Raw genomic sequence first — 25,123 nt, 5'->3', positions numbered from 1 at the left:
CGCGAGCCCGGAATCCATCGGGCCGCAGCACGCGTGGTGAAATGGATTCCGGGCTCGCGCTACGCGCGCCCCGGAATGACAACGCTACTTGTTTCACTTCCCCTCCCGCTGCTTCATGCGCGGATCGAGGGCGTCGCGGGCGGCGTCGCCGATCAGGTTGATGCTGAGGATGGCGATGGAGAGCAGCAGGCCCGGCCAGAAGATCAGCGACGGCTTGATCTGGAAGTACTGGCGGCCCTCGGCCATGATGTTGCCCCAGGTCGGCGTCTCCGGCGAGATGCCGGCGCCGAGGAAGGAGAGGATCGCCTCGGTCAGGATGGCGCTGGCGCAGATATAGGTGCCCTGGACGATCAGCGGCGCGATCGTGTTCGGCATCAGGTGGCGCCACATGATCTTCGGCAGGCTCGAGCCGACCGAGATCGCGGCCTCGACGTAAGGCTCCTCGCGCGCCGACAGCACGACCGAGCGGACCAGGCGTGCAACGCGCGGAATCTCGGGGATCGTGATCGCGATCAGCACGGTCCAGAGGCTGGCGCCGGACAGCGACACCACGGCGATCGCGAGCAGGATGCTCGGCATTGCCATCAGGCCGTCCATGACGCGCATCATCACGGAATCGACCAGCTTGAAGAAGCCGGAGACGAGGCCGATCGCCAGCCCGATGGCGATCGACAGGATCGCCGCACCGATGCCGATCAGAAGCGAGATGCGGCCGCCATAGATCACGCGCGACAACACGTCGCGGCCGTAGGCGTCGGTGCCGAGCAGGAACTGTGCGGAAGATGGCTTGAGCCGCTGCGACGGGGCGAGCTGGATCGGATCATGCGGCGCGATCAGCGGCGCGAGGATCGAGACCACCACGATCAAGGCGAGCAGGCACGTCGCGGTGGCGATGATCGGGGTCGAGGTGAGGAATCCGAATCGCGGCCGCAGCGGCGACGTGATCGGAATGGAGGACTGGGGAAGGGTATCGACCGACATTTTGTTCTTGTCCTTGCCTCAGTACCGGATCCGGGGATCGAGCAGGGTGTAGGCGACGTCGATGAGAAGATTGACGACGACGTAGATCAGCGAGGTCAGCAGGATCATCGCCTGGATCACCGGATAGTCGCGCGCCAGCACCGCGTCGACGGTGAGACGCCCGATGCCGGGGATGTTGAACACGCTCTCGGTGACGACGACGCCGGAGATCAAGAGCGCAAAGCCGGTGCCGATCACGGTGATCACGGGCACGGCGGCGTTGCGCAGAGCATGGCGCATCATCACCGCAACCTCGTTGATGCCCTTCGCGCGCGCCGTTCGCACGTAGTCTTCGCCGAGCACGTCGAGCATCGCCGCACGCGTCATGCGCGCGATCAGTGCGACGTAGATGAAGGACAGCGCGCAGGTCGGCAGGATCATGCGCTCGAAGAACGGACCGAAGCCGTTGAAGATGCTACGGAAGCCCTGCACCGGCACCCAGCGCAGCTCGATCGCGAAGACCTGGATGAGGACATAGCCGACCACGAACACCGGCACCGAGAAGCCGAGCACGGACAGACCCATCACGAAACGGTCGATCCAGGTGCCGTGCTTCCACGCCGCGATCACCCCCAAGGGAACTGCGACGACGACGGCGAGGATGATGGTGCACAACGCGATCGAGATCGAGGGCTCGACGCGCTGGCCGATCATCTTCATCACCGGCAAATTGGAGATCAGCGACGTCCCGAGGTCGCCGTGCAGCAGCTTGTTCACCCAGGTGACGAACTGCACGATCAGCGGCTCGTTGAGGCCGAGCGATTCGCGGATGCGCTCCAGCCGTTCCGGGGTCGCGTTGTCGCCGGCGAGGATCGCGGCGGGATCGCCGGGGGTGAGGCGGAGCAGGAGGAAAACGAACAGCGCGACCACGCCCATCACGGGCACGGCGGCGAGAATTCGGCGAAGGAGATATCCGAGCAAGTTGGATCCGTCAGTTTAGAGTCAAATTGGGCAGGGCTCTTCGGCCAGCCTGCCATCAGCCTAACATTTCAGCAATTCCCGTGCCACGAGGGCCACAGTTTTTGCGGTGCAGCCAATCTTCGTAGGGTGGGCAAAGCGGAGCGTGCCCACCTGCTTTCGGTCGGGAAAACGGTGGGCACGGCGCTTTGCGCCTTTTGCCCACCTACGGGATCGCTTCGCGATCACTCCAGCGTCGCCAGCAGCCCCGCCATCAGCCGTCCTCGCTCAGCGAGACTCTCGACTTCGATATACTCTTCGAGCGTGTGGACATTGCCGCCGCGCACACCGAGGCCGTCGAGCGTGGGGATTCCCATCGCGCCGGTGAAGTTGCCGTCCGAGCCGCCGCCGGAGCTTGCATGCGGTAATTCCATGCCGAGAGATTTGGCAATGCCGCGGGCCTTCTCGTACAGCGCCATGGTGCCGGCATTGGGCTCCCAGACCGGCCGCGTCACGCCGCGCGTGACCTTGAAGCTGACGTCGTTGCTGGTGCCGGACAACGCCAGCATCCGCTCGACGCCGCGGTCGAGATCGGCCTGGCGCTTGGCCATGGAGAGCGCCTCGCCCGTCGCCGTGGTAGCAACGCAATTGACCCATTGGCCGCCATGCACGACGCCGACCGAGAAGGTGCAGTCCTCCGTCGTCATGGCGTCGATCGCGAGGATCTGTCGCGCCATCTCGCGGATCGCCGAGCGTCCCGAGGACAGCGTCGCGCCGGCGTGGCTCGGCCGGCCCGTCGCTTCGAGGTTGAAGCGTGCGATGGCGTAACGTCCGGTGGTGACGCCGTTGTCGGCGCGGCCGGGCTCCGGCACCAGCACGTATTTGTTGCGCGCGGCTTCCGCCTCGATGATGTCGCGCGTGGAGGGCGTGCCGACTTCCTCATCCGGCGTGAACAGCACGGTGATCGGCAATGGGGTCGTGAACGAGGCGCGTGCCAGCTGGCGGATGGCTTCCAGCGAGAGGTAGTTGCCGCCCTTCATGTCGTAGATGCCGGGGCCATAGCACTTGTTGCCCTCGCGCCGCCATTTCAGCTTCGCGATGGTGCCGACCGGGTGGACGGTATCCATGTGCCCGGCGATCAGGATGCCGGGCTCGCCCTGCTTCGGATGGGGGAAACGCGCGCGGATGACCCCGCCGAAGCCCTGGCGGCCGGCGATGCGCTCGATCGTCGCACCCATGATCGCCATATCTCGCGCTGCGATATCGAGCATGCGGTCCACGGCACCGGCATCCCAGGTGGGGCTTTCGCATTCGATCCAGCCGCGCAGGCCTTCGAGCATGGCCTCGGAATCAAAGGGAAGATTGGCAGGATTCATCTCAATGTCTCTCAAGCTTGGAAAGATGGAACGCGCATTGCATTGGCGCGGACGGGACAAGCGGAGGGTGTTGTAGAGCCAAACCGATCTTTGTGGAGCCCGTGCGCGCGCCGCAAGGGCTTGCACCGAAACCGGATTGACGCGCTTCACCCTGTCTGCAAGTCTCGAAAGACGAAGGCATTGCATGAGGTTAGTTCGCCCAACGAACGAACCTCATGCTCAACCAATAACCTGCCTTTGAACAGTTTCACGTCAGGAGAACTTTCTATGTTCCACTTCATGCGCCGGGGGCCTCGCGCGTTCGCCTCCACACTTGCGCTGTCGGTCGTCGCGCTTTCGACTGCGCTGGCCTCGCCGGTGCTCGCGGCCGGCAAGACTCTCACGGCGGTGCTGCATTCGGATTTGCGCATCATCGATCCGATCTTCACCACGGCCTACATCACGCGTGACCACGGCTACATGGTTTACGACACGCTGGTGGCCACCGACTCGAATTTCAAGGTCCAGCCGCAGATGGCGGACTGGAAGGTCTCCGACGACAAGCTCACCTACACGTTCACGCTGCGCGACGGCCTGAAGTGGCATGACGGTGCGCCGGTGACGGCGGAGGACTGCGTCGCTTCGCTGAAGCGCTGGGCTGCGGTCGACGGCATGGGACAGAAGCTCATGGACTTCACCGCCAGCATCGAGGCGACCGACCCCAAGACCATCACGCTGAAGCTGAAGGAGCCCTACGGCCTGGTGCTCGACTCCATCGGCAAGCCGTCCTCGCGCGTCGCCTTCATGATGCCGAAGCGCCTTGCGGAGACGCCGCCGGACAAGCAGATCCCCGAGCAGATCGGCTCTGGTCCGTTCAAGTTCGTGCAGGGCGAATTCCAGCCCGGCGTGAAGGCGGTCTACGTCAAGAACACTGACTACGTGCCGCGCAAGGAGCCGGCGAGCTGGACCTCCGGCGGCAAGGTGGTGAAGGTGGACCGCGTCGAGTGGATCACCATGCCGGACTCGCAGACCGCGGTGAACGCGCTGCAGTCGGGCGACATCGATTTCATGGAGAACCTGCCGTTCGACATGCTGCCGGTGCTGGAAGGCAACAAGGAGCTCACCATCGAGGTCCTGAACAAGTTCGGCTTCCAGACGCTCGGCCGGATGAACTTCCTGCATCCGCCGTTCGACAACGTGAAGGTGCGGCGTGCTGCCTTGCTGGCCCTGAACCAGAAGGACGTGCTCGACGCGCTGGTCGGCAACGCCAAATATCAGAAGATCTGCGGCGCGTTCTTCATTTGCGACACGCCGCTCGCAACCGATGCGGGCTCCGAGACCCTGGTCAAGGGGAACGGCATGGCGCAAGCCAAGAAGGCGCTCGCCGAGTCCGGCTATGACGGCACGCCGATCGTGATCATGGCCCCTGGCGACGTCACGACGCTGAAGGCGCAGCCGATCGTTTCGGCCCAGCTGCTGCGCGAGGCCGGCTTCAAGGTCGATCTTCAGGCGACCGACTGGCAGACGGTGGTGAGCCGCCGCGCCAGCCAGAAGCCGCCGAAGGAAGGTGGCTGGAACATGTTCTTCACCAACTGGGTCGCGGCCGACGTGTCCAACCCGATCGCCAATCTCTCGATCGGCGGCCAGGGCAAGAAGGGCTGGTTCGGCTGGGCGGAAGACGCCAAGATCGAGCAGCTCAAGGACGCTTTCGTCCGCGCGGCCTCGGTCGACGATCAGAAGAAGATCGCCGCCGACATCCAGAAGCAGGCCTATGAGCAGGTGATCTACATTCCGCTGGGGCAGTATCTCATCCCGAGCGGCTGGCGCAAATCGCTGACGGGCGTGCTCGACGGCCCCGCGACGCCGGTGTTCTGGAACATCGACAAGAAGGAATAAAGCATGATCCGGAAAAGTGCGAAGCGGTTTTCCGGAAAGATCATGCGCAAACAACAACCTAAAGCGCGATGACGATCATCCGAATCTCATCGCGCTTTACGCGCCGCGCGCCTTGCATGTGAATACGAACGGCGCCGCAGTTTCCTGCGGCGCCGTTTTCTATGAGGCGGTCTGTGATCGCGCTCGTCTAGCAGTGGCTGTCGCGCAGCTGCTCGAGCCCTTCACTCACGAATGCCAAGCTCGAGTCCATTCGTTCATCGGAACGAGGCTGCGAAATCGGCTGTTCGATCTCGGACGCGGGCTGATCCGATCTGTTCTCTTGTTCCATCTCGCCAATCCTCTGAATTGCTGCAGTACAACATCGCGAGGGGCGGGAAGTTCCTAGCTGATCGGGCGATGATGCGGCCTGAACAGCCGCCCTTTCTCCACCACCAGCACGATCGCGAGCGCGGCGAGGGTGGATAGGAAAAAGCCGATCGAGAACGGCAGCAGCGTGCCGTCGAAGCTCTGCCCGATTGCCATGCCGACCACGATCCCGATCAGCGTGGTGATCGAGCCGTACAGCGAGGAGGCGGTGCCGGCGATGTGGCCCTGCGGTTCCATCGCCAGCGCGGTGAAGTTGGCGACCATCATGCCGAACGAGAACATCATCAGGGCCGAGAGCACCATGAACAAGGCGAGCGGCAGCACGCCGAGGCTTTCCGTCAGCAGCATCACGCCGGCCACGGCCGTGTAGAGCGTCAGCGCGCCGTGCGAGATCACGCGCATGCCGAGCCGGCCGACCAGCCTCGCATTGAGGAAGCCGGCGATGGCTGTGCCGGCGGCAATCGCGGCGAAAGCCAGCGGGAAATATTGGCCGAGATGATAGATGCCGGTGAAGACCTGCTGGGCGCAGAAGACATAGGCGAACAGCGCGCCGATGACGCTGCCGGCGGCGGTGGCATAGCCGACGGTCTGGCGATGGGTCAGGGTCTGCCGGAATGCCGAGAGCACGTCGGAGGGCGCCAGCGACCTGCGCTTCGACTCGGGAAGCGTCTCGGGCAGCCGCAGCACGCACCATGCGAGCGCGAGCAGGCCGTAGAGCATCAGCACGACGAAGATGCCGCGCCACGCCGTCACCAGCAGCACCGCCTGTCCGAACGAGGGCGCGACCACGGGCACCGCGATGAAGATCATCATGGCGAGCGACATCACGCTCGCCATGCGGCGGCCGACATAGCAGTCGCGCACGATCGAGGTCGCGATCACGCGCGTCGCCGCGGTGCCGAGCCCCTGGAGCGCACGCGCCAGCAGCAGCGTCTCGAACGAGGGGGCAATGACCGCCAGCACGCTCGCCACCGCATAGACCGCCATGCCGCCGAGCAGCACCGGTCGGCGCCCGAAGCGGTCCGACAGCGGACCCATGACGAACTGACCGGCGCCGAAGCCGATCAGGAAGGTCGACAGCACCAGTTGCAGATGGTTCTCGATGGGAATCTTGAAGGCGGCGCCGATATTGGGCAGCGCCGGCAGCATCATGTCCATCGCGAGCGGGTTCAGCGCCATGATGGACGCGATCACGATGACGAATTCCGGAAAACCCATTGGGCGGTGTCCCGAGGACACCCAACCGTCGGCATTGACGTCGGACAAGAAGCTTACCCCTGCAATCAAGCGAGTTATCTAGCCCCGATGCTGCGTTGCACAACCCATGTTTCGGGATGGCTGGCAGGCGGAGCAGGAGCGGTCAAAAACGGGTGAGGGCCCGCGATGGCCATCCGCCGCGTCGCCGCGCACATCGAAGCGTTTTCCGAAGCCGCGTCGCCGGAGGGCTGGGCCTGCAACCAGGGATTCACCATAAGATCGGGCGCGGCACGCCGGGGAGATGAATCGGCAACCCGTCCTGTCCATTGTGGCTGGACCGGCTGCCGCAACGGCGCCGCGAGAAGCCAAACAGGGTATCGCCCGTGTCCGACATATCAGGTGCAGCACGATGGTTGGCGCCTGCGGCCAAGGCTGCCAGGCGCAACGTCTGGCTTGCCGGCGTGGTCACGCTGACCGCGCTGCTGGTGCTCGGTAATCTCGCCAACGATGCCTCGCTCGACCTGCCGTATGGCTGGGACGTCCGGGTCAATTGCGCGGCGGTCGATGCGCATGCCGACGGGCTCGATCCCTACTTCGTCAAGAACCTGAAGGGCACCACCTATTCTTATCCCTATCTGCCGGTGACGCTGGACGTCTTCCGTCCCCTCTGCGCGGGCGGCGTTCTGCTCGATCATTACCGAAGCATCTTTCTCGTCCTCGCCGTGCTCTGCGCGCTGCTTCTGCCCGGCCTTGGCCGGACGCGTGCCAGCGCGCGCGATGCTGGCTTGAAGGTGCTCTGCGCGCTCGGCGCGTTCGTCGGTTTCGAATTCGTGGTGGCGTCGGGGAATTTTGCGCTGCTGAGCGGAGTGCTGACCGCGATCGCGCTGAAGCTCCTGCTACGCCCGCTCGCATCCGAACAGAATTCGAACTTTTCCTGGCGCATCGCCGGCGCTGCGCTGCTCGGCCTCGTGACCTCGTTCAAGCTGGTGTTCGTCCCGGTGCTGGCGGCGCTCTATTTCCTGCCGCTGCCGCGTGGCCGCAAGCTGGCCTTGATCGCGGTGGCCGCGTTCGCCTTCGCGTTGCCGCTCGCGCTGTCGCGGTTACTCTATCCAGATCTGTTCGCGAGCTGGCTGCTCGCGATCGCAGGACAAATTCCCGGCCAGCATGCCGTCGGTCTCGTGGAGACCAATCCGTCGCTGTTGCTGCTGGCGCGCGACCTCATGGCCCAGGCCGGCTTCGGTGACGGCAAGCCGGCGATGTTGGCGGCCTACGCGTTCGCGGCACTCGCGCTCGTGCTCGTGCCGTTCGCGCTGTCCGTCCTGCGCGCGGCCGCGAGCGGACCGGTGCGCGAAGGGGCATCGCTCCTGACGCAGCTCGATCGCTGGCTGATGGATCACCCGCGCACGGGCATGCGCATCACGGTGCTTGCCATGTTCGCGCTCTATCTCAGCTCGCCGCGTCTGAAGGAATATGCCTTCTTCGAGCTCGCGCTTCTTGCCGCGATCCTCATCGTCGATCTTCCGTCCCTGGCGCTCGCCGCCATCCTCGGCATCGGCCTCGCCTTTCCGGCACTGGTCTCGCTTCTGGGCGCGCCGATCGAGGGCACCTTCATCCTCCTCGTCATCGCGCTGATCTGCTTCTGGATCGTGCTGCTCGATTTCCGCGCAGAGCCCGAGCGCCTCGAGCAGGGGTGATACAACTAGTGGTGCGGGCAGCCGGGGTCGAACCGGCACAGCGCTTGCGCACCGAGGGATTTTAAGTCCCTTGCGTCTACCAATTCCGCCATGCCCGCTTGATCCAACGAGATCAAACACTTAAGTCCGTTCCGGCGGTCTGGAATTGGCGCGTTCGCCGCCGGAGGGACGGTTCTTCCTTATGCGAGCCGGGGGCGCAAGGCAAAGCCTCAATCCGGACATCTGTTGCTGCTTTAGGCATTCTCAATCCACGGGGGCTATTCATCCGGCATGGCTGCTTCGTTTTCCTTTTCGCTGCGCGGCTTTGGCGCGCTGTTCGCGCTGCTTGCGGCTGGCCTCGCGCTGTCCGGCTGCGCCGGCGTGAGCGAGACGATCGCACCGGCCTTTGCCGATCCCGCCAAATACGAATTGTACGATTGCAAGCAGCTCGAGACCGAGCGCAAGGACCTCGCCAAGCGCACCGCCGATCTGCAGAGGCTGATGGAGAAGGCCGAGACCGGGGCCGGCGGCGCCGTCGTGTCCGAGCTCGCTTATCGCAACGATTATGTCGCCGTGCGCGGGCAGGTCCAATTGGCCGAGGATGCCTGGCGCCGCAACAGATGCCGGGAGACGCCGCCCGAGGCGCCGCCGCCTCCGGCATCGCACGCGGCCAGCGCCAAATCCGCGTCGAAATCCGGCAAAGCGGCCCGCTGAGGCATGCTGCCGGCGGCGCGCCGCATCAAGGCCGCCAGCCGTAGATCCAGTCCTGTCGCGCCAGCATGCGCTGCGGGCCGAGCGCGCGGATCGCAAGATCGCGTGCGAGCGCGAGCGGCCCATTGAGATGATAGATGCGGCCCTGCTGCCGCGCGGTCCGCTGCACCCGCCGCACCCGCGCCTGGCGGGCACGGCCGTATTGCGTCAGCGCGGCGGCAACCGCTTTGCTGCTCTCGGCGGCCTCCAGGCTCAAATGCCGGGCGAGCACGGCGGCATCCTCGATCGCCATGCCGGCCCCTTGGGCTGCGAACGGCAGCATCGCGTGCACGGCATCGCCGAGCAGCGCCACCGAACCCTTGCTCCAGGGGCAGCCGTCCGGCACGCCGAACAGCGCCCATTTGCGCCAGCTGTCGACCGCGGCGAGCAGCATCCGCGCCGCCGGCGGCCAGCGCGGGCCGGCAAAGGCGTCCATCACCTCGCTGATATCGCCGGGCGTGCTCCAGCCCGGCCGGTTCCAGGTGCCGGGCAGCACCGCGACCACATTGATCTGGCGTCCGCCCGCAATGGGATAGGCGACCAGATGGGCGTTCGGTCCCATCCAGAGCTGCACCCGGCGCGCGGTATAGTCCTTCGGCAATTGCGTGGCATCGAGCGTGCCGCGCCAGGCGATCAGGCCGGAAAAGCGTGGCTGCACCTCGGGAAACAGATGCTGGCGCACCGTCGACCAGATGCCGTCGGCGCCGATCAGCGCGCTGGCGAGATCGCTGCGGCGGATCGTGCCGCTGCGATGGACCACGGTCAGGCCCTTGGCGTGAGGCGCGACGTCCTCGAAGGTCGCGCCCAGCTTCAGGTCGATGTCGGGATGGTCGGCGACGGCGCCGGCGAGGGCCGCTTGCAGGTCGGCACGGTGCACCACCCAATAGGGCGCTCCGGCGCGCAGCGAGGCGGCTTCGCCGAGCGGCATGCGCAGCAGCTCGCCGCCGACGCGCGCGCTCATGATCGAGAGCGCTTCCGGGGTGACGGCGCGCAGCTTGAGGCGTTCGGTGAGGCCGAGCTCGACCAGCACGCGACTGGCATTGGGCGAGAGCTGCAGGCCGGCGCCGACCTCCTCGAGGCGTTCGGCCTTCTCCAGCACGACGATGCGGAAGCCGCGGGCGGCGAGCGCGAGCGCGGCCGTCAGGCCACCGATGCCGGCACCGGCGACGACGATCGTTCGGGAGAGCGCCACCCCTTAACCGATGGACGCGGTCAGGCCACCTTGTCCTTCAGCACACATTCCGGCGGGCGGGCTTCGCCGGGCTTCAGGTCGGCCGCGAAGCGGTACAGCGTCGAGCAATAGGGGCAGATGATCTCGTTGTCGTTGCCGAGGTCGAGGAAGACGTGCGGATGGTCGAACGGAGGATTGGCGCCCACGCACATGAACTCTTGCGAGCCGATCTCGATGACGGGGACACCGGCATCGTTATGGAAGTGCGGGACGACATGGTCGGACATCGAAGTTCATCCTGGAGTGGCAATGGCGGCAGATACAATCACGAACTTACGCGGCATCTTTGAGGCGCTGCGGACCATACTGGCGGGTACAGGTGATTGCTAGTCCAGCGGAACCGAAAAGCTTCGCAAGCGCCCCATGCTCATTTGCTCATGCAAATTCGACACAATCTTGCGCCCCTAGAGAAGCCCTTCTTTCGTCGGGGACGTTGTGTCGCAATTTTGGCATACTATCTCTGTGGTTGCGTGAGACCGGGACGAAAGACGTAGTGTTCCGCGCGAGCGATCTCAGGGCATCCGGGCTTTTCCACATGAAGTGGCTGCGAATCAGTACGGCGTTGGCGGGAATGGCCGTGTGCGGCTTCGTGCTCGCGCAGGTGGCGCCGCATGCCCGCGAGGCCGGCGCGATCCTGGCTGCCCAGGACGATCCGGTCGCGCTCTCCGAGCTGAAGCTCGATGCGCTGCTCCGGCACAACGACCGCCTGGTTCAGGACAATATCGAGGCCGCGCTCGCCGCCGGCGATGCCGATCTCGCCGACAGTTTCGTCACGCTGGCGCGCGAGCGCAACATCGCGCTTCCCGACGACCTCTTGAGCCGCGTCACCGACGCCGTGAAAGCGGAGAATTCCACCGCGCATTTCGCCAAGCGCTTCGCCACCGGTCTCGTCACCGGCAACGCGGACGACGTCGCCAGCCTGTCCGGGACCGTGGCCGGCGATCTCTTCGTGTTCGGCGACATCAGGGACGTGGTGCGCGAAGGCAAGCACCTCGCCATGGGCGAGGACACCGACCGCCTCGTGCTCTCCCTTGCGGCGGCCGGCCTTGCGGTGACGGCGGCAACCTACATCTCCGTCGGCGGTGCCGCGCCGGTGCGCGCAGGACTGACGCTGGTGAAGGATGCGCGCAAGCTCGGACGGCTCGGCGAGGGGCTCGCCGCATGGGCCGGCCGGTCCGCGCGCGAGGTCGTCGATGCGCCGATGCTGCGGAACGCGGTGGCATCGGGCTCGGTGCTGCGCCCTGGCCAGACCGTGAGCGCGATCAAGGCCGCGTTCCGGGCCGAGAAGGCCGGTGCGCTGGTCCGGCTCGGCAAGGACGTCACGCGCGTCGCCGGAAAGACCGGCACGCGCGGGGCCATGGATACGCTCCGCATCGCCGAGGGCCCCAAGGACGTCGCGCGCGCCGTGCGGCTTGCGGAAGCGCAAGGCGGCAAGACGCGCGCGATCATCAAGCTGCTCGGCCGCGGCGCGCTGCTGCTCGTCGGCGGCGCGTTCGATCTGGCGATGTGGCTGTTTGGCGCGGTCGTGACGCTGTTCGGCCTGCTCTCCTCCATCAAGGCGACGACCGAGCGCCTGACCCAGGCCTGGTGCGATCGCAGGCGGGCGCGGCGGCTGCGCCGCGCGCAGATGGCGGCCGACGCTGCTTTGGCTAACGCGGCCGCGACGGCCTGAGGCGCGATCCGCTTCGGGCTATTGTTTGAGCATGATGTTGCCGGAAAACCGCTGCACACTTTGCCGGATCGTGCTCTAAGATCGAGCTGTCCCCCACAAGATCCCACGGAACTGCTGATGCCGAGCTTTCACAACGGCGCCGTTGAAATTGCCTATCTCGACGAAGGCGAGGGCGATCCGATCATCCTGGTGCACGGCTTTGCCTCCAGCAAGAACGTGAACTGGGTCTATCCGACCTGGGTGTCGGAGCTGCGCAAGAACGGACGCCGCGTCATCGCGCTCGACAACCGCGGCCATGGCGAGAGCGCAAAGCTCTACGAACCCGCGCAATATTCTATACCCGTAATGGCCGGCGACGTGCTCGCACTGATGGATCACCTCGCCATCCCGCAGGCCGACATCATGGGCTATTCGATGGGCGGGCGGATGACGGCCTGGCTCTCCCTCAACGAGCCGCAGCGCCTGCGCTCGGCGATCCTCGGCGGCATCGGCATCGGCGGCCTGATCGAGGGCAGCGGTCCCGGCGAGAACGTCGCCAAGGCGCTGGAGGCGCCCGCGCTGGACGACGTCACCGATCCCGTCGGCCGCACGTTTCGCGCGTTCGCCGACCAGACCCGCTCCGACCGCCGTGCACTCGCCGCGTGCCTGCGCGGCACGCGCGATCTCATGACGAGGCAAGAGGCCGCGCGCATCGAGGTGCCGGTGCTGATCGCGGTCGGCAGCGCCGACGATGTCGCAGGAAGCGCCAGCGCGCTCGGCGCGATCATACCGGGTTCCGAAGTGCTCGATATTCCCAATCGCGACCACATGCGTGCAGTCGGCGACAAGGTTTACAAGACCGGCGTGCTCGACTTCCTGTCACGCCGCGGCTGAGGCGACATTGCATGGCCTATCGGGTACGTGGCGCATCGCCGCGCTCCGCCTGGCCAAAGGTCATCACCCAATCGCGCTGCTCATCCGTGTCCGGCACGATCAAGCCCCGCGAAGCTCCAATCAGCTCAAGAGCTTCCTTCGCTTGGATTCCGGAACAGATCAGTGCGCAAGCTGCAATTACCGAAGATCGGCCGATCCCCGCGCGACAATGGATCGCCATAGAACGACCATCTCGCAAGCCGCTGGCTAATAAGCGAGCGATCTGCGATGCCTCCGGTCGCGATTCTGGCAATCCCCGATCCGGAATCGGAAAAGAGATGAAGTCGATTCCGTTAGAACGACAAACCTCGTCTTCACGCTGTAACCCAAGCTCTGAAACCTCCTCGCGCTCGAGAAGGCTCACTACCAGACCGACTCGGGCGTCCTTCCACTCAATGACTTCCATCTCCAACCACTCGTCGGCGCGAGGACGCGCCATAATCGCTATTCGTCCAGCCGCTTGAATCTCGATCCAATGTAATCGGGACATCTCAAACCCTTGGTTGATGCAAGACGGGATCGCATAATCCACACCTCACCGGCAGCCGCCGCCTGGAGCTCATTTTCCTGGCGACCGAATGTCGGTGACGCCCGCTGCTTCACACCGCCTTGTCGCTGAACGCGGCGGGAAGCGTGTTGAGGAACGATATGACGCGCTGTGTGCGAAGGGGCGGGCGGCGGCCGGAGGTGCGGAGCATCCATAGGGGTTCCCCAGGCGCGCGCCAGGGCGCAAGCACCTCGACCAGCCGGCCGGCGCGAAGGTCTTCGCCAACGAGCCACGCTGGCCCCCAGCCGATCCCAAACCCATTCGCGATCAGAGCCAGCGAAGCGTGCGCGTCGTCGCAAATGTGCTTGGGTTTGGGCGTGACGCGAATGGGTCCTTTGCCGCGCGGGTCGGCGAAGCGCCAGGTCAGGATCTGACCGCTCGCGGGATTGCGGAAGCCGACGTGCTCGTGCGCGGAAAGCTCGAAGGGAGTGGCCGGCGCGCCGCGCGCTTTCAGATAGGCAGGCGAGGCGCAAGCGATCCAGGAGAAGGTGCAAAGCCGCCGCGCCTGATGACCGGGCGCGCGATCGAGCGGCCCTGTGCGGATCGCGATGTCGACGCCTTCCGCCGCGAGATCGAGAATCTCGTTGCGGAATTTGACCTCGATCTCGATTTCCGGCCGTTCCCGCAGGAACGCGGGCAGCCGTGGCAGGATGCAGGCGCGCGCGAACGAGGCGGGGGCAGTCACGCGCACCCGTCCGCCATCGTCGCGCGCGACTTCGCCGAGCGCGGATTGGACACGGGCGAGGCTTTCGGCCAACGCGCGTCCCGCCGACATCAGCCGGTCGCCCTCTTCGGTCAGCGCCAACGAATGGGTGGAGCGATGCAAAAGCCGCAATCCGTGAGCCTGTTCGAAGCGGGCGACCGCCTTGGACATCGCCGATGTAGTCGTCCCCGCCCGCCGCGCGGCTTCGGCGAAGGAGCCTGCCTCGACGACGCGGACGAAGGCGAGGAGGCGCGAAAGGTCGGGAGGCAAAGTCGTTGTGGACATGAAGTCCACATAATCATGGCTGTGCAGTCACTACAAGCGCCGGCCTCGAACGGCTAAGCAGGGAGCGTCAGCACGCATTCTGCGGCGCTGGAAACGCGGGACGTCCGATGAACTCTATCGAAATCACGCTGCAAGCCCTCGACGCCGCCGAGCGCGCGATTCCGTCCGGCCAGCCGGTCTATATGCTCAATCTGCTGCGCTACCGCGCGCAGGCGCGCTACGAGGACGGATTCGACGCCGCACCCTGCTCGGGCCGCGAAGCCTTTCATGAACGCTACAGGCCGGCATTCCGGCGCCTTGCGGCCGGCAAGCCGATCGCGCCGACGTTTTCCGGGCCGATCCTCGCGAGCCTCGTCGGCTCGCCGGACGAACGCTGGGACGAAGCTGCCATCAATGAATACGGCGATTTCGCCACCTTCCGCTCGATCGTCGACACCGAGACCTACCGGCGCGAAGTCGCCCCGCATCGGCACGCGGCGCTCGAGGATTTCCGGCTGTTCGCGCTGGCCAAGGCGATGTGAAATATTCCGACTAGGAAATTGAGGTGACGGTGCACAGAGCTGCAGATATGCGGAGATTGGCGCAATGTCACCGTAGAACTCTCATTTCGCGTTCAGCAGATCGTGTAGACCAATGGCTTGCCGATCGTTGAGCACGACCCTCGTCGAACCAACATAACTCAGCTCGAACCGCCCGCCTTCGTCATCGATGATTCGTGCGCCATCGAGCACCGCAAGAAGCCCGAACAGCGATTGATGGACTGCTGCCGCAATGACGCGATTGACGTTATCGGCCTCTTCCGCTCTCAAGCCATTATACCAGTCGGAGCGCGCGCGCTCCTGGAGCGGCACGCTCCTACCGGGAGGGCTCCTCAGATTGGCTATAGTATCTTCGATTGCGGCGTCCACCACGCAGCGCTTGATGGCCTCAACGAATGTTTCCCTATTCATAGTCGCCTCTCACCTGACTGGCCGCCTTACTTCATTTCCGCCTTGGAAGATTTCGCGCATCTTCCGCTGTCTCTTTGAATAGTACAGGCAGGTCGTGGCCAGAACGGCTGACAGAGCGACCATCATCGTGTAAGCCCTCAGCTCGATAAGCACCAGAAGATGTCTCTGTAAGGGTGAAGTGCCACCCCGGCAGCTCTGGTAACGTCGGCTCGCGATCGTCGTTCCACTTCACCGGGCCCCACGGCTGCGCGTCCGCCCAAGCCTTTGCCTCGTCGAGAGAGAGGTGTTCGCCCGAATTTGTGAGCAGGCAATAGTAGAGGAACCCGTCCTTCGTTTCGGGTATCGGTCGGCTCTCATCTATCGAAGGCTCTTCCTGGGTATCGCGTTTAAATCTGGACGAGGAGAGACGTGCTTCCTTCCTGTAAACGGCGATACGTTTCGGAATATCACCGTCGTAGTGCCAAGTACCTTCTGCAACCTTTTCGTTCATAGCGGCAGTCACACAAGCTAAAGCCACGAAGCACTTGTAACCGGCGATACTGGACGCCTGCAATGGTCACAAGCCGACAGCCGCTGGAGTCCGCCAAGGGCTGTTGTCGGGCTCTTGTTCTTTGCCGACGCGAAGTTCTGACTGTCCTTTCCGGTGGATGCGCTCGCTGCTCGTACGAAACTGAGCGCGATGCCCCTTTACCCGATCTCACCCCGCCTTGCCATCCTCCCCAAACCGCCGCCCCACGGCCATCAGCACCACGAACGTCGCGACCCACACCATGCGCGCGCCGTAGCGGTCGTGGGGCCCTGAGATCACGCCGCAGATGAAGGCGTTGCCGAGCAGCGCCAGCGTCACCGTCCCAGCCAGCAGCGTCAGATCGTCCAGCCGGCGCCTTGCCAGCGCATGGCCGAGCAGCGCGAGCAGCGCCAGCATCGAGGCCAGCGCGACGGGGACATGCAGCCAGTTCACGTAATCGAAATTGACGCCCCAGTTCTGCTGCCGCGCCGCGCGCATGGCTGCGGCCTGCGCGGGGATGTAGCGGTCGATGATGCCGCGGGTGTGCGGGATCCAGCCGTTGGTGCCTTCGCCGGTCGCCACGTGCAGCAATTGCTGTCCCATCGCGCGGAGCGCCGCGCCTGCCTGCCAGGCCGGATAATCCTTCAGTGACTGCACGACGATGGTGCCCATCTCCTCATTCATGCCTGCGAAACGGCCGAGCGTGTTGAACACGCTCTTGCCCCACAGGAATTCGTCGGCGCTCGCCGGCAGCTCGTTGCGGTAGGGGCAGAGCTTGTAATGTTCGCGTGGGCAACGGTCATTGAGATATTGCGCAACGATGCCGTCCTGCATCATGCGGCCGAAGGCGACGCCGTAGCCGCCGGGCGTCCAGGCCAGCTTGCCGGACAGCGCATAATTCGCCGACACCAGCATCAAGCCGCCCGCGACGATGGTGAGGCTCGCCTGCAGTAGTCCGGCCAGCGGCAGGCGCGCGCCCAAAAACGGCCGCGCCATCCAGCCCGCGGCGCACAGTCCGAGCAGCACGCCGAGCGTGGCGCTGTGGGTCGCTGCGGCAAAGGCGGTGAAGACAAACAGCGAGATCTTCTCGATCGCCGAGGTGCGGTTTGCGCCGACCACCAGGAGGAACAGCGACAGCACCGCGAGCCCGGCAAAGATGTCGGTGAGCAGCATGCTCGCAAGCCAGGGCAGCGCGGTCGACAGCATCAGGGAGAGGCTGATCGCGACGAAGCGGAAGGTCTGCATCAAACCCAACACGCGAAGGGTGAGCTGCAGCAGCCATAGCGTCGCCAGCGACTGGATCGCGAGATTGATCCAGAAGCCAAAACCCTCGCCATAGTGCAAATAGAGGCCGAACACCGTGGAGCGGCTGGGGACGAGATAGCCCTCGTACCAGCGCGCGAGATAGCCGCCGGTATCCCATTGCAACAGCGGATACCCGTTCCAGACCGCCGGCGCGATCATCAGGAGGGGCAGGGCCATTGCGGCCAGCCGCAGCCAAAAAGAGCCCGCGGCGCGCGCGCGCAGTTGATCGGTGGTGATGGTCAAATCGGCTCTGCCCCCGCTCGGATCATGCCCGCAATAACGGTTGGAGGCGAATTCACCAATAGTTTGACGCCGCCCGGCTTGAATTTGGCGAAACTCTGACCACCTTGAGCCGACCTTGCCGCTCGGGGCGTCAGAAGAAAGTATTGTTTATCAATGGTTTGGCTTGATCTCCGAGGCAGGGCACTGTTCACTCTCAGGCAAGCCCGTCAGGACTTTGTCGCCTAGACTGTGCTATAGAGCCAACAAAATCAGCCAATTCGAAAGAGCAGATCCCATGGCAGTGCATCAGGTCAATCCGGGAGGAAAGCTCGCATCGCTCGATCCGATCTGGGACCGGATCCGCAGCGAAGCGGAGGACATCGTCCGCCGCGAGCCGGAGCTTGCGACCTTCATCTATTCGGCGGTGCTGCATCACGGCCGGCTGGAGGATTCGGTGGTCCACCGCGTCGCCGACCGGCTCGATCATTCCGCGCTGTCGGGCGACCTCGTGCGCCAGGCCTATATCGAGGCGCTGCGCGACGACCCCGATCTCGGCAACGCCTTCCGCGCCGACCTCGTCGCCGTTTACGACCGCGATCCCGCGACCTCGCGCTTCATCGATCCCTTGCTCTACTTCAAGGGCTTTCATGCCATCCAGACCCATCGCCTCGCGCACTGGCTCTATCTGAGGGGCCGCAAGGATTTCGCCTATTACCTTCAGAGCCGATCCTCGGCGGTGTTCCAGACCGACATCAATCCCGCCGCGCGCATCGGCCGCGGCATCTTCCTCGACCACGCCACCGGCTTCGTCTGCGGCGAGACGGCTGTGATCGAGGACGACGTCTCGATCCTGCACGGCGTCACGCTCGGCGGTACCGGCAAGGAGAACGAGGATCGTCACCCCAAGATCCGCCACGGTGTGCTGATCGGTGCCGGCGCAAAAATTCTCGGCAATATCGAGATCGGCCATTGCGCGCGCATCGCCGCCGGCTCAGTCGTGGTCAAGCCCGTGCCGCACAACGTCACGGTTGCGGGCGTTCCGGCCAAGATCGTCGGCGAGGCCGGCTGCGCCGAGCCGTCGCGCACCATGGATCAGATGATCAACGCGATGGGGCTCTGAGCGGGCCCTTGATGCTGCGAAGGGCCGGATTTTCCGGCCCTTTTCTTCGCCAAATTCTTTGACAATTCTTGCTGGCGGTTCGCCGCATCTCGTCCTAAAACCCGCCGACCATTTTCGATCGGAGACTTGCCGTGGACGTCAAAGAAGTCAGAAAGTTAGATGCGTATCTGAAGCGCGTATTCGGCAATCCCAAGATCCGCGTCGTGCCGCGGCCGAAGAAGGACGATTCCGCCGAGGTCTATATCGGCGAGGAATTCATCGGCGTGCTCTTCGTCGACGACGAGGACGACGATCGCTCGTTCCAGTTCCAGATGGCGATCCTCGAGGACGACCTGGTCGATCAGGAGTAGTTGGTCGCGAGCGAAGCGGAGTCTTCGCTCGCGCGCGGCGTTCTCCGTGTCCCGGACGCACTGCAACGCTCCATAAGCGCGTTCACGCGCGTCTTCGACACGCTGTGGCGTTGCAGTGTGGAGCCGGGACCCAGATAGCCACGCAGCGCATCTCGGACATGGGCCCTGGCTCAACAGCGCACCGTCGAAGAGACGCTGCGCTGCGTCCCGGGCACGCAGCGAAGATCGCGGTGCAATTTCTCCACGCCGTCATTTCGAGCCCAGCACAGCGGCGCCAGCATTGCTTGGGCAACACCCTGACGGCCTTTACGTGCTCAATTGCAGACCTCGACGTTGCTTGAATTCTTTTGTTCAAGCCGACAGCCGGGGCGAACAGGGCGGCAACCACCAATTCCCACGCCGCAAACTATCTGCCCACTTGTCTGAGGCTTCGCAGGCCTGGATTCAACTTGCTTCCGTTCGGCGTCTCGGTTCGTGGCATCCTCGCGGGTCGCGACCGGCTTCTTGTCCTGCACCTTCTCGCACTCATTGTCGTCGTTGACGCGATAGCCGGCGCGGCAGGTGATCTTGACGCAAGTATCGCCGTCCGCCTTGAAGCCGCGATTGCAGACCAGCGGGCAGACGCGCCCCGGCTTGGCCTTGACGGCATCGAGCGCTTCGAAGCTCGCGAATTTGGCGTCGAACTTCGTGCCGGCATATTTGTTGAAGAGGCTGAGCGAACGCTGCGAGGTCGCATTCCAGTCGCCATCCGCATTGCTCGCGAGACAGCCGACGCGGCGGAGTTCTGACTGCACCAGCTTGGCTGTCTCCTGCGGCGACAGACTCGGCGGCGATTGGGTGGGGGCCACGGCCGCGACCTTCTGCTCAGCGTCACGCTGAGCCTTCTCTTTGGCGGCTAGCTCAGCCGCTGCTTTTTCGCTGGCGATCCTCTCGGCCAGCGCCTTCTCGGCAGCCTGCTTGTCGGCCAGTGCCTTGGCAGCTGCTTCTGCATCTTTCCTGCGCTGCTCGGCGGCCGCCGCCTTGGCCTCTTCGATCCGTTTGGCCTTCTCCGCGGCGATCCGAGCATCTTCGGCAGCCTTGGCCGCTGCTGCGGCTTTCTCCTGCTCGGCCTTCTTGGCCCGTTCGGCGGCAAGCTTTGCCTTCTCCTCCTCGGCCGCCCGCGCCTTCTCGGCTGCTGCAGCGCGGGCGTCTTCGGCAGAAATCCGGTTGAGTTGAGCCTTGGCGAGATCGGTATAGAAGCCGCTGGGATAACGATTGAGGAATGCGGTCCAAACGTCGCGCGTGCCGAGCTGGAGCGCCAGTTCGTAGTCGCGCCGGATTTCGCTGTCCGGGTTCGCCTGCGGTCCGGTCGCGACCGGCTTGGCCGGAACCAGGGCCACGTCGTCGCCGCCGAGCGAGCCGTACACAAACGGCTCCTGCTTGTAGCCGGTATTCTTGAGCACGTCGTCGCGCACGAAGCCGAACGCCTTGCGCAGATCGAGCCCGGGCGTCGGCAGACGTTCGACGAGAGCCGCCGCGAACGGGCTGTTCTTGGAGTCGCCGTCGGACGCCGTCGAGCCCGCTTTCGCCGCGAACGCGATCATCGTATTCGGGCTGGTTGGCTCCACCTTGGCGAGGCCGCGGCCGATGGCACGCGAGGCGATGGTACGCTTCATCGTCTTGGCAAACGGGTTGTCGCGACATGCATCGAGGATGATCAGGCGCAGCTGCTTTGCAGGTTCGACCGCGAACAGCGCGCGGTCCAGCGCGATCGTTTCGTCCAGCACGTCGCTGTCGGTCTCCAGCGTCGCGTCTGTCGGGATCAGATAGTTGACGCCGTCCAGTTCAATGCCATGACCGGCGTAATAAACCACCGCGACCCCAGCATCCCGCGCCTTGCCGCCGAAGTCACGCAGCGCCCGGCGCATCTCCGAACCGTTGAGGTCGAGCTTGATGTCGACGGTATCGAACCCGGCCTTCCTGAACATGCCGCCGACCAGGGTGGCATCGTTCGCGGGGTTCGCCAGCCGCGCCACGTTCTTGTAGGCCGAGTTGCCCATCACCAGCGCGACGCGCTTCTCGGCCAGCGCCGGTCCGGCTCCCACGCAGATCGCAAATATCAACAAAACAAACAGCCGAAGCCGCATTCCAGCCCCCGAATGCAATAGCGTCAGATTATTCGCCGCATGGCCAATCGCAATCTGTGCTCAGTGATATCAGTCACACATCCATGCGCCATCCGGGCAACCCCGTGCCGCGCATCACGGCCATCATGCCCTGTTTTGGCCCGATGGGTCAATCATTATTCGAAAAAAGCGAAAAGACTCGATGCTGCCAACGCTTGGCTACTGTGCATGGGGTTGTTTTCGATTTTTTGGTTTGGAGGCTCCAGCCGACAGTAAGCCGACCGCCCTTAGCCCCGCGGCCCGCGCAGCTGCGCGGTCAGCCTCTCCATCGCCTCCGCCACTTCGCGCCACTGCGACAGCCAGCTGCGTGGAAAGCGGAAGGTGAGGTCGGCGCCGCCGACGCGGCGCTCGGAGAGGCACATGCCGGGGGTGGCGGCATCGCGCGTGCAGCGCGCGGTGAGCGCGGGGCTCGCAGCCGAATAGAGGTCCTCGCTGCCGTAGGGCGTGTCGGTGCGGAACATGCGCATCGTCAGGCCGTCCGCCGGGCTTGCCGCGGCCTGGTCGAGATAGCGCGGATAGATCGTGGCCGTTCGCTGCTCGGGCGAGAGCGCATCGTGATGGGCCGCGATCGACAGGAAGATGCGGTCGATCGACTGCAGCGCCGCTTCCGCCGTGTCGGAGGTGACGTGCTTGGGCGCGCCGGGCGGCTCCAGCGAGGGATAGAGGAAGTCGAGATCGATGCGCTCCTGCGGCCCCGAGTGCCGCTGGATCTTCATCCGGATCGCAGTCACCGGCAGGTTGAACAACGTGCCGCCGACGCTCACCGGCAGCTTGTCCGGCGAGTTCGCGCCCCGGCTGCCCCAGGTCGGCCACAGCAGGTAGGCGACGAGCGCGACAGCTGCGACCGCCGCCGCGCCGCCGAGCACGATCGGCACGACATGCGCCCGGGTGCGCGTGCGGGGGGACCTGAGGGGAGCTGCCGAGAACAATGCCATGAATTGTGCGAGGTCGACCGGAGGTCGGCCGATGGCCGACGAATCAGCGCGAATATGCCATGCGACGGCGCTTTCGCGCAGCGTTCCCGGCCGCTTGGATCGGGGACGGCCCCTGCACGGGACGGCCGGCCGCGTTAACCTTTCCTTAAGGATAATGTAGCGTTAACGGGCTCTGTTTGTCACAGGAAGGCACGCGCGTTGTGTAAGGGCGGAGCACTTCCGATGACACCTGAAGCTCTCAACACCTTCTTCTCGATCGGCATCGGTTTCGCGCTCGCGGGCGCGCTCGTGAACGGATACCAGGCGCTGGCGCAGCGGCCCGCCGGCTTCGGCCTGCTGCAGGACGGCGTGGCCCCGAAAACCTTCGCGGCAGTTCCCTTCCTGGTGTTCGCCGCGCCCTTCATCATCATGCGCAACACGCTGCGCGGCGTGCGGGTGGAAAGCCGCCGCATGGAATTCGTGATGATGGCGACCGTCATCGCCGCCTTTTGGAGCATGATGAGCGGCACCTTCTTCCTGATGACGCTGCGCGCTGCCGGCCTTCTGGTCTGATCCGAAGTGCCTCGAGCGCGGCCGGCCCTTTGCGTCGCGGCTGCCGTTTGGCTATGCCAATCGTCAACGCGACAGGAGACAGCCAATGGCCATCTACGAGCTCGACGGGCAGGCGCCCGACCTTCCCGCCGACGGCAATTATTTCATCGCCGAGACCGCGACCGTGATCGGCCGGGTGCGCTTGAAGCCGGCCGCGAGCGTCTGGTTCGGCGCGGTGCTGCGCGGCGACAATGAGTGGATCGAGGTCGGCGAGGGCGCCAATGTGCAGGACGGCTCGACCTGCCACACCGATCTCGGCTTTCCGCTTGTCATCGGCAGGAACTGCACGGTCGGCCACAACGTCATCCTGCACGGCTGCACCATCGAGGAGGGCGCGCTGATCGGCATGGGCTCGATCGTGATGAACGGGGCAAAGATCGGCCGCAACAGCATCGTCGGCGCGGGCTCCGTCATCACCGAGGGCAAGGAGTTCCCCGAGCGCTCGCTGATCATCGGCTCGCCCGCGCGCGTGATCCGCACCCTCGACGACGCCCAGGTGCAGAAGATGGGGAGCGCGGCCCGGTTCTACGTGGCCAACGGTCCGCGCTTCAAGCAGGGCTTGAAGCGGATCGGCTGACCGGCCCGCCCGGCCGCGCTTCGCCTCAGCCGTGCCACGGCTCCATACCGTGAAAATACAGCCTGACGCCTTAATCCTCTGCTAGCGCGATCACGCTTATCATCCAGCGTTTTCAACCAGGAGGAGCGGCGCCATGGGAGCTGCGGCGCTGGAATCCGGCTTCAGTGCCGGAACCAAATTCTTGAAGAAATTGGTCCGTTTCGTGCGCGGCGCCGACACGCTGACGGTCGCGGAGAAGGTCTACAGCATCGCCGCCTTCCTGGCGATCGTCACCACTTTCCTGCTGGTGATGTCGGTCCAGTCAGTGCGCCTGCAGACGACGTATCGCCACCTGCATGCCACCTCCGCCGACGCGGCGGTCGGCGTCGGGCGCATCAACGCCCTGATCTACGCCGTCGTGATGGAATCGCGCGGCATCTACATGTCCGCCGATCGTGCCGCGATGAAGCAGTTCGCGGACGGGCTGGTGCGGCGCAACCGCGAGCTCGCCGAGGCCGTGAAGAGCATGGAGCGCACGGTGGGCGACGACGACGCCGAGCTGTTCTCTTCCTTCCGCCAGCGCATCCAGCAATTCATCGACTTCCGCAAGGAGCTGGTGCGGCGCGGTGTCGAGATCAGCCCCGCCGCGGCCCGCGAGTGGGGCGACAACGACGCCAATCGCACCCTGCGCAGCAAGCTCAACAGCGATCTCGAAGCGCTCGAGCGCATCTACGAACAGCGCGCACGCGAGGCGGACGAACTCGCCGACAGCCACCGCTACGCAGCCGCCTATCTGTTCGCGCTGGGGCTCGTGGCGCTGATGCTCGCGGCGTTGAACGTCGTCGTCATGCGGAACTCGGTGATAGGCGCGCTCGCCGATATCACGCAGGCGACCGACCGGATCGCGCAGGGCGACGTCAAGAGCGAGGTGCCGCATCTGCGCCGTCACGACGAGATCGGGCGCCTTGCGCGCGCGGTGCAGAATTTCCGTGACGCGGTGGCGCGCATCTTCGAGCTCGAGGAGCTCGAGCTCGGCACTGCGCAGGCGCGCGACGCGGCGATGACCGAGCGCGACAAGTTCAACGACAAGTACCAGGCCAAGAAGTGGCAGCTTTCGGCAGCGATCAACAACATGCCGCAGGGGCTGATCATGCTCGACGGCAAGGCCAATGTGGTCGCGATGAACGCCAATTACCGCAGGATCTACAATCTGCCTGAGACGATCCAGACCGGGTCGAGTCTCGAGGAGATCCTCCAGCACAGGGTCGAGAGCGGATTGTTCAGCGGCGACGTCACGAAATACGTCGCGGCGGTGCTCGACCGCATCGCCAAACGCCAGCCGACGTCGTACGAGATCGCGCTGAACGACGGCCGCATCATCAAGATCTACGAGCGCCCGATGGACGGCGGCGGCTGGGTGTCGGTGCAGGAGGACGTCACGGAACAGCGCCACCGCGAACGCATTCTCGAACGGATGGAGCGCTTTCTCGCCACTATCATCGAGAACGTGGCCGAGGGCATCATCGCCAAGGACGCGCGCAATCTGCGCTACGTCTTCGTCAACAAGGCCGCCGAGAAGATGATCGGCATGTCGCGCGGCGAGATCATCGGCAAGACGGCGCGGGAATTGTTCTCCGTGGAGGCTGCCGAATTGATCGAGCGGCGCGACCAGCAGTTGCTCGCACAGCGGCAGCAGCTCGAGCCGATCATCGATACCATCGATAATCCCGTCCGCGGGCGCCGCGTCATCTGCGCCCGCCGCATCCAGGTGGGGGGCGCCGGTGAGGAGTCCCACATGTTCGTGACCATGGTCGAGGATCGGACCGAACGGCCGGCAGCGGCGGCATAGCGGCCGGCGGCAGCTCGCATCTGCCGCGGGCTGCCGATGCTCGCGCGGAAGTGAGACAGTGTGGCTGT

At 64.8% G+C, this 25,123-nt stretch carries 24 protein-coding genes and 1 tRNA gene; 11 read left to right on the top strand and 14 right to left on the bottom strand.

All coding sequences use genetic code 11. The annotated features are described in order from the left end of the window. Nucleotides 1-93 precede the first annotated feature (93 nt). The 3 genes from I6F36_RS04515 to I6F36_RS04505 form a co-directional block, all read right to left on the bottom strand. A complete protein-coding gene (locus I6F36_RS04515) occupies nt 94-981 on the bottom strand; it encodes an ABC transporter permease (RefSeq protein WP_036029754.1) in 888 nt (295 codons plus the stop codon). 18 nt (nt 982-999) lie between these two features. Next, the gene (locus tag I6F36_RS04510; protein WP_225114725.1) at nt 1,000-1,941 is read right to left on the bottom strand and encodes an ABC transporter permease; all 942 of its coding nucleotides are present in this window, start codon (nt 1,939-1,941) and stop codon (nt 1,000-1,002) included. 221 nt (nt 1,942-2,162) lie between these two features. After that, entirely contained in the window at nt 2,163-3,293 is a 1,131-nt protein-coding gene (locus I6F36_RS04505; protein ID WP_225150490.1) for a M20/M25/M40 family metallo-hydrolase, read from the bottom strand. A 267-nt stretch (nt 3,294-3,560) separates the two neighbouring features. On the opposite strand from I6F36_RS04505, the gene I6F36_RS04500 reads away from it, so the two are divergent. Next, on the top strand, nt 3,561-5,168 hold the full coding sequence (locus tag I6F36_RS04500) for an ABC transporter substrate-binding protein (protein WP_036015319.1): 1,608 nt from the start codon (nt 3,561-3,563) through the stop codon (nt 5,166-5,168). A gap of 381 nt (nt 5,169-5,549) precedes the next feature. Here the strand turns inward: I6F36_RS04500 and I6F36_RS04495 are convergent, their stop codons facing one another. Then, complete coding sequence (locus I6F36_RS04495) at nt 5,550-6,800, bottom strand: multidrug effflux MFS transporter (RefSeq protein ID WP_225171053.1); 1,251 nt, start codon at nt 6,798-6,800, stop codon at nt 5,550-5,552. A 314-nt stretch (nt 6,801-7,114) separates the two neighbouring features. Here I6F36_RS04495 and I6F36_RS04490 point away from each other — a divergent pair, with 314 nt between their 5' ends. Then, nucleotides 7,115-8,425, top strand: a complete 1,311-nt coding sequence (locus I6F36_RS04490; protein ID WP_225132673.1) for a hypothetical protein — start codon at nt 7,115-7,117, stop codon at nt 8,423-8,425. A gap of 9 nt (nt 8,426-8,434) precedes the next feature. Here I6F36_RS04490 and I6F36_RS04485 read toward each other — a convergent pair. After that, nucleotides 8,435-8,523: transfer RNA gene (locus tag I6F36_RS04485), tRNA-Leu, on the bottom strand. Between the two features lie 172 nt (nt 8,524-8,695). On the opposite strand from I6F36_RS04485, the gene I6F36_RS04480 reads away from it, so the two are divergent. Continuing rightward, complete coding sequence (locus I6F36_RS04480) at nt 8,696-9,118, top strand: twin-arginine translocation pathway signal (protein WP_225132672.1); 423 nt, start codon at nt 8,696-8,698, stop codon at nt 9,116-9,118. 25 nt (nt 9,119-9,143) lie between these two features. Here I6F36_RS04480 and I6F36_RS04475 read toward each other — a convergent pair whose 3' ends face one another. Together I6F36_RS04475 and I6F36_RS04470 are read right to left on the bottom strand one after the other, a co-directional pair. Continuing rightward, the gene (locus I6F36_RS04475) at nt 9,144-10,346 is read right to left on the bottom strand and encodes an FAD-dependent monooxygenase (protein ID WP_225132671.1); all 1,203 of its coding nucleotides are present in this window, start codon (nt 10,344-10,346) and stop codon (nt 9,144-9,146) included. Nucleotides 10,347-10,366: 20 nt separating this feature from the next. Then, entirely contained in the window at nt 10,367-10,612 is a 246-nt protein-coding gene (locus tag I6F36_RS04470) for a zinc-finger domain-containing protein (RefSeq protein WP_008562814.1), read from the bottom strand. Nucleotides 10,613-10,920: 308 nt separating this feature from the next. Between I6F36_RS04470 and I6F36_RS04465 the strand changes: the two genes are divergently transcribed. Both I6F36_RS04465 and I6F36_RS04460 read left to right on the top strand, forming a co-directional pair. After that, nucleotides 10,921-12,057: a hypothetical protein gene (locus I6F36_RS04465; RefSeq protein ID WP_036015306.1), complete on the top strand. Its 1,137-nt coding sequence runs from the start codon at nt 10,921-10,923 to the stop codon at nt 12,055-12,057. 117 nt (nt 12,058-12,174) lie between these two features. Next, nucleotides 12,175-12,930, top strand: coding sequence for an alpha/beta fold hydrolase (locus tag I6F36_RS04460; protein ID WP_036015305.1), 756 nt, complete (start codon nt 12,175-12,177; stop codon nt 12,928-12,930). A 16-nt stretch (nt 12,931-12,946) separates the two neighbouring features. On the opposite strand, the gene I6F36_RS04455 is transcribed toward I6F36_RS04460, so the two are convergent. After that, a complete protein-coding gene (locus I6F36_RS04455) occupies nt 12,947-13,501 on the bottom strand; it encodes a protein-tyrosine phosphatase family protein (RefSeq protein ID WP_225132670.1) in 555 nt (184 codons plus the stop codon). Between the two features lie 67 nt (nt 13,502-13,568). Continuing rightward, nucleotides 13,569-14,504, bottom strand: a complete 936-nt coding sequence (locus I6F36_RS04450) for a LysR family transcriptional regulator (protein ID WP_109145733.1) — start codon at nt 14,502-14,504, stop codon at nt 13,569-13,571. A 107-nt stretch (nt 14,505-14,611) separates the two neighbouring features. Here I6F36_RS04450 and I6F36_RS04445 point away from each other — a divergent pair, with 107 nt between their 5' ends. Beyond that, entirely contained in the window at nt 14,612-15,025 is a 414-nt protein-coding gene (locus I6F36_RS04445) for a hypothetical protein (protein WP_225171052.1), read from the top strand. An 81-nt stretch (nt 15,026-15,106) separates the two neighbouring features. Here I6F36_RS04445 and I6F36_RS04440 read toward each other — a convergent pair whose 3' ends face one another. The 3 genes from I6F36_RS04440 to I6F36_RS04430 form a co-directional block, all read right to left on the bottom strand. After that, entirely contained in the window at nt 15,107-15,454 is a 348-nt protein-coding gene (locus I6F36_RS04440; RefSeq protein ID WP_225132668.1) for a hypothetical protein, read from the bottom strand. A 31-nt stretch (nt 15,455-15,485) separates the two neighbouring features. Then, nucleotides 15,486-15,944, bottom strand: a complete 459-nt coding sequence (locus tag I6F36_RS04435) for a hypothetical protein (protein WP_225171051.1) — start codon at nt 15,942-15,944, stop codon at nt 15,486-15,488. Nucleotides 15,945-16,151: 207 nt separating this feature from the next. Continuing rightward, complete coding sequence (locus I6F36_RS04430) at nt 16,152-17,510, bottom strand: hypothetical protein (RefSeq protein WP_225132666.1); 1,359 nt, start codon at nt 17,508-17,510, stop codon at nt 16,152-16,154. Between the two features lie 274 nt (nt 17,511-17,784). On the opposite strand from I6F36_RS04430, the gene cysE reads away from it, so the two are divergent. Next, nucleotides 17,785-18,609 carry a serine O-acetyltransferase gene (gene cysE / locus I6F36_RS04425; protein WP_036015299.1) on the top strand — a complete coding sequence of 275 codons (825 nt, stop codon included), beginning with the start codon at nt 17,785-17,787 and terminating at the stop codon, nt 18,607-18,609. Nucleotides 18,610-18,740: 131 nt separating this feature from the next. Then, on the top strand, nt 18,741-18,959 hold the full coding sequence (locus I6F36_RS04420; protein ID WP_007602550.1) for a DUF3126 family protein: 219 nt from the start codon (nt 18,741-18,743) through the stop codon (nt 18,957-18,959). A 314-nt stretch (nt 18,960-19,273) separates the two neighbouring features. On the opposite strand, the gene I6F36_RS04415 is transcribed toward I6F36_RS04420, so the two are convergent. Together I6F36_RS04415 and I6F36_RS04410 are read right to left on the bottom strand one after the other, a co-directional pair. After that, nucleotides 19,274-21,085 (bottom strand): caspase family protein, encoded by a 1,812-nt coding sequence (locus I6F36_RS04415; RefSeq protein ID WP_225132665.1) that lies wholly within the window; start codon nt 21,083-21,085, stop codon nt 19,274-19,276. A gap of 266 nt (nt 21,086-21,351) precedes the next feature. Then, on the bottom strand, nt 21,352-22,059 hold the full coding sequence (locus I6F36_RS04410) for a hypothetical protein (protein ID WP_225132664.1): 708 nt from the start codon (nt 22,057-22,059) through the stop codon (nt 21,352-21,354). 222 nt (nt 22,060-22,281) lie between these two features. Between I6F36_RS04410 and I6F36_RS04405 the strand changes: the two genes are divergently transcribed. From I6F36_RS04405 to I6F36_RS04395, 3 genes are all read left to right on the top strand, one after another. Further along, nucleotides 22,282-22,611, top strand: coding sequence for a hypothetical protein (locus I6F36_RS04405; protein WP_036015295.1), 330 nt, complete (start codon nt 22,282-22,284; stop codon nt 22,609-22,611). Between the two features lie 85 nt (nt 22,612-22,696). Continuing rightward, nucleotides 22,697-23,227, top strand: a complete 531-nt coding sequence (locus I6F36_RS04400) for a gamma carbonic anhydrase family protein (RefSeq protein ID WP_225171050.1) — start codon at nt 22,697-22,699, stop codon at nt 23,225-23,227. A 133-nt stretch (nt 23,228-23,360) separates the two neighbouring features. Continuing rightward, the gene (locus tag I6F36_RS04395) at nt 23,361-25,055 is read left to right on the top strand and encodes a PAS-domain containing protein (RefSeq protein ID WP_225132663.1); all 1,695 of its coding nucleotides are present in this window, start codon (nt 23,361-23,363) and stop codon (nt 25,053-25,055) included. Nucleotides 25,056-25,123: the final 68 nt, after the last annotated feature.

The organism is Bradyrhizobium sp. BRP19 (assembly GCF_020194195.1).
In the GTDB taxonomy this organism is placed as follows: domain Bacteria; phylum Pseudomonadota; class Alphaproteobacteria; order Rhizobiales; family Xanthobacteraceae; genus Bradyrhizobium; species Bradyrhizobium yuanmingense.
This window is presented reverse-complemented; position numbering and strand designations above follow the sequence as displayed.

Excerpts from the sequence above, each read along its gene's own strand:
- I6F36_RS04515 (WP_036029754.1), bottom strand. The coding sequence starts at position 981 with ATGTCGGTCGATACCCTTCCCCAGTCCTCCATTCCGATCACGTCGCCG.
- I6F36_RS04505 (WP_225150490.1), bottom strand. The coding sequence starts at position 3,293 with ATGAATCCTGCCAATCTTCCCTTTGATTCCGAGGCCATGCTCGAAGGC.
- I6F36_RS04500 (WP_036015319.1), top strand. The coding sequence starts at position 3,561 with ATGTTCCACTTCATGCGCCGGGGGCCTCGCGCGTTCGCCTCCACACTT.
- I6F36_RS04480 (WP_225132672.1), top strand. The coding sequence starts at position 8,696 with ATGGCTGCTTCGTTTTCCTTTTCGCTGCGCGGCTTTGGCGCGCTGTTC.
- I6F36_RS04470 (WP_008562814.1), bottom strand. The coding sequence starts at position 10,612 with ATGTCCGACCATGTCGTCCCGCACTTCCATAACGATGCCGGTGTCCCC.
- I6F36_RS04465 (WP_036015306.1), top strand. The coding sequence starts at position 10,921 with ATGAAGTGGCTGCGAATCAGTACGGCGTTGGCGGGAATGGCCGTGTGC.
- I6F36_RS04460 (WP_036015305.1), top strand. The coding sequence starts at position 12,175 with ATGCCGAGCTTTCACAACGGCGCCGTTGAAATTGCCTATCTCGACGAA.
- I6F36_RS04450 (WP_109145733.1), bottom strand. The coding sequence starts at position 14,504 with ATGTCCACAACGACTTTGCCTCCCGACCTTTCGCGCCTCCTCGCCTTC.
- I6F36_RS04445 (WP_225171052.1), top strand. The coding sequence starts at position 14,612 with ATGAACTCTATCGAAATCACGCTGCAAGCCCTCGACGCCGCCGAGCGC.
- I6F36_RS04440 (WP_225132668.1), bottom strand. The coding sequence starts at position 15,454 with ATGAATAGGGAAACATTCGTTGAGGCCATCAAGCGCTGCGTGGTGGAC.
- I6F36_RS04435 (WP_225171051.1), bottom strand. The coding sequence starts at position 15,944 with ATGAACGAAAAGGTTGCAGAAGGTACTTGGCACTACGACGGTGATATT.
- cysE (WP_036015299.1), top strand. The coding sequence starts at position 17,785 with ATGGCAGTGCATCAGGTCAATCCGGGAGGAAAGCTCGCATCGCTCGAT.
- I6F36_RS04415 (WP_225132665.1), bottom strand. The coding sequence starts at position 21,085 with ATGCGGCTTCGGCTGTTTGTTTTGTTGATATTTGCGATCTGCGTGGGA.
- I6F36_RS04410 (WP_225132664.1), bottom strand. The coding sequence starts at position 22,059 with ATGGCATTGTTCTCGGCAGCTCCCCTCAGGTCCCCCCGCACGCGCACC.
- I6F36_RS04405 (WP_036015295.1), top strand. The coding sequence starts at position 22,282 with ATGACACCTGAAGCTCTCAACACCTTCTTCTCGATCGGCATCGGTTTC.
- I6F36_RS04400 (WP_225171050.1), top strand. The coding sequence starts at position 22,697 with ATGGCCATCTACGAGCTCGACGGGCAGGCGCCCGACCTTCCCGCCGAC.
- I6F36_RS04395 (WP_225132663.1), top strand. The coding sequence starts at position 23,361 with ATGGGAGCTGCGGCGCTGGAATCCGGCTTCAGTGCCGGAACCAAATTC.